4 protein-coding genes and 1 tRNA gene are annotated in these 2031 nt (G+C 43.8%); 2 read left to right on the top strand and 3 right to left on the bottom strand.

All coding sequences use genetic code 11. From position 1 onward, the window contains the following. Both EGI32_RS10940 and EGI32_RS10945 read right to left on the bottom strand, forming a co-directional pair. The coding region (locus tag EGI32_RS10940; RefSeq protein WP_255155420.1) for an isoamylase early set domain-containing protein at window positions 1-252 on the bottom strand (252 nt) is incomplete at its 3' end. Window positions 253-410: 158 nt separating this feature from the next. Next, complete coding sequence (locus EGI32_RS10945) at window positions 411-953, bottom strand: pyridoxamine 5'-phosphate oxidase family protein (RefSeq protein WP_255154308.1); 543 nt, start codon at window positions 951-953, stop codon at window positions 411-413. A 221-nt stretch (window positions 954-1174) separates the two neighbouring features. Between EGI32_RS10945 and EGI32_RS10950 the strand changes: the two genes are divergently transcribed. Next, window positions 1175-1259 (top strand) — tRNA-Ser (locus tag EGI32_RS10950). 77 nt (window positions 1260-1336) lie between these two features. Here the strand turns inward: EGI32_RS10950 and EGI32_RS10955 are convergent. Further along, a complete protein-coding gene (locus EGI32_RS10955) occupies window positions 1337-1711 on the bottom strand; it encodes a helix-turn-helix domain-containing protein (RefSeq protein ID WP_255155392.1) in 375 nt (124 codons plus the stop codon). Window positions 1712-1822: 111 nt separating this feature from the next. Here EGI32_RS10955 and EGI32_RS10960 point away from each other — a divergent pair. Continuing rightward, the coding region (locus tag EGI32_RS10960; protein ID WP_255155421.1) for an NAD(P)H-dependent oxidoreductase at window positions 1823-2031 on the top strand (209 nt) is incomplete at its 3' end.

Here is a 2031-nt window from a genome sequence, read left to right on the forward strand (position 1 = left end):
GAACATTCCTTCCGCCGCTGAATAAGAATGCGCCCTGTCGTCATTTTCCCACCTGCCATCATTGAGCAGGTAACGATATTGATATGTTTGTCCCGGTTGCAGGGAAATGGTGGTCTGCAACGAGCCATCTTCAGTCAATTCGAGCGGAAAACCCAGTTCGGCATTCCAGTTATTGAAATCGCCCAGCAATAATCCGCCGGTAGCGTGTTGAACGATATAGTTGGGCAGTAAAAAAGTTACTTGTGTAGACATGCGTTTGTGTTTAATTGTGTATCTGGTCAATACGGTTAAATAATAAGCCCATAAACGGCTAGTTTATGGGCTTACAGCAGGTGCAAATATAGTTAATTACGAATTAAGAATTACGAATTACGAATTGCAATCTTCGTATCATTCGTAATTCGTAATTTTTAATTCGTAATTGATTCCAGTTTTCCTTCTATCGAATCGTCCATTGTTTTCCCCACGATAGCCCCGGCAACAGTTTTGAGGAATGCCACGGCATTGCCATGTTTATTGTCCCAATAGTAACCTTCCAGCGGTTTCACTTCTATCACCGCGATGCGGGGATCATCCTGTCCTTCGGTAAACCAGGTCTTGAGCATAGGTTCCCACAGCTCTGCGATCTTCGCTTTGTCGGCCGTAAGTTTGGCTGTAGCGCCCAGGCTCAGGAAATCCGAATAGGAAGATCCCTGGAACAGCAGGTGCACGCGGGAATCGGCCTTGATATCGCTGTAAATATGACTGTCGTTGGCACACAGGAACCACAATGTTCCGTCGTCGTCGGTAACCTGCACTGACATCGGGCGCACGTGCAGCGGACTGGTTTCCTGAAGTTTTGTAATGAAATGACAGGTATTCTTGTTCGAAAGTTCTTTGATCTTTTTGGCCGCATCCGTACCTCTAAGGTCTTCATGGTTATTTTCTTCCTGTTGTTGATTGATACTGTTCATGTGTTTGGTTTTAATTGATTCACTTTTTGTTCGTTGAATAAATCCAAACATCGTTCCGAAAACCCCGGAGGTTTTAAAAACATAAACCCCGGAGGTTTTGGAAACCTCCGGGGTTTGCACTCAAATCCTAACATCCTCATACAAAATGCGTTGCAATAAAAAAAATAAAAAAGAAGTAACAATTTTTTGTTCTACAAAATTTGAACCCTTACTTTTGCCGCGGAGAGCTGGCAGAGTGGTCGATTGCGGCAGTCTTGAAAACTGTTGACTGTTACAGGTCCGGGGGTTCGAATCCCTCGCTCTCCGCCGAAATAATAAAAAAAGCACTGATATTCAGTGCTTTTTTTGTTGAGTTACTTCACCTGCTTTTTATGTTATTTTCCTTAAACGCCTGCTGCCATCTTCCTTTCCATCCTGATCTTGTCCCTGTGCTTGTGCCCCCATTCGTACAGCGATTGAAGGATATCTCCCAGAGAATCGGCGTAATCGGTTAGCTGGTATTCCACCACCACCGGCGTTTTATCATGCACGAGCCTTTTTACAAAACCGTTCATTTCAAGATCCTTCAATTCCCCCGATAACACCCGGGCGGAAATGCCCGAAATGGCCCGCTGCACTTCATTGAAACGTTTACTGCCTTCCTTCAACGCCACGATCACCCGGATCTTCCATTTGCCCCCGATCACATAAAGCGCATCGTCGATGGAAGACAGGCGGCTGATACATTCCGTATGATTGGCTGGTTTTGCATATTCCATAATTAACTGATTTTTAGTTAACTATACAAAAGGTTACCGCTAATCTTTTGTATAGTACTTACTTTTGGTTACCAAAGGTGCATAATTTTGGTCAACAAAAAAATTATGACAATGAAAAAAATATTGCACGTTATTTCAAGCCCGAGGGGCAATGCTTCTTACAGTATCCGTTTAGGAAATAAGATAGTAGAAAAATTGCTGGCCGGATATCCTGGCAGCACAGTTAAAGAGTACGACCTCGTAAATGTCCATTTTCCCCATCTTGAGGAAGCCCACCTTACTTCATTTTTTACGCCGGCAGAAGTGCGCACAAAAGAAAA

Origin of the sequence: Ferruginibacter sp. HRS2-29 (genome assembly GCF_024343615.1) — a bacterium.
Taxonomy (GTDB): domain Bacteria; phylum Bacteroidota; class Bacteroidia; order Chitinophagales; family Chitinophagaceae; genus Ferruginibacter.

Excerpts from the sequence above, each read along its gene's own strand:
- EGI32_RS10955 (WP_255155392.1), bottom strand. The coding sequence starts at position 1,711 with ATGGAATATGCAAAACCAGCCAATCATACGGAATGTATCAGCCGCCTG.
- EGI32_RS10945 (WP_255154308.1), bottom strand. The coding sequence starts at position 953 with ATGAACAGTATCAATCAACAACAGGAAGAAAATAACCATGAAGACCTT.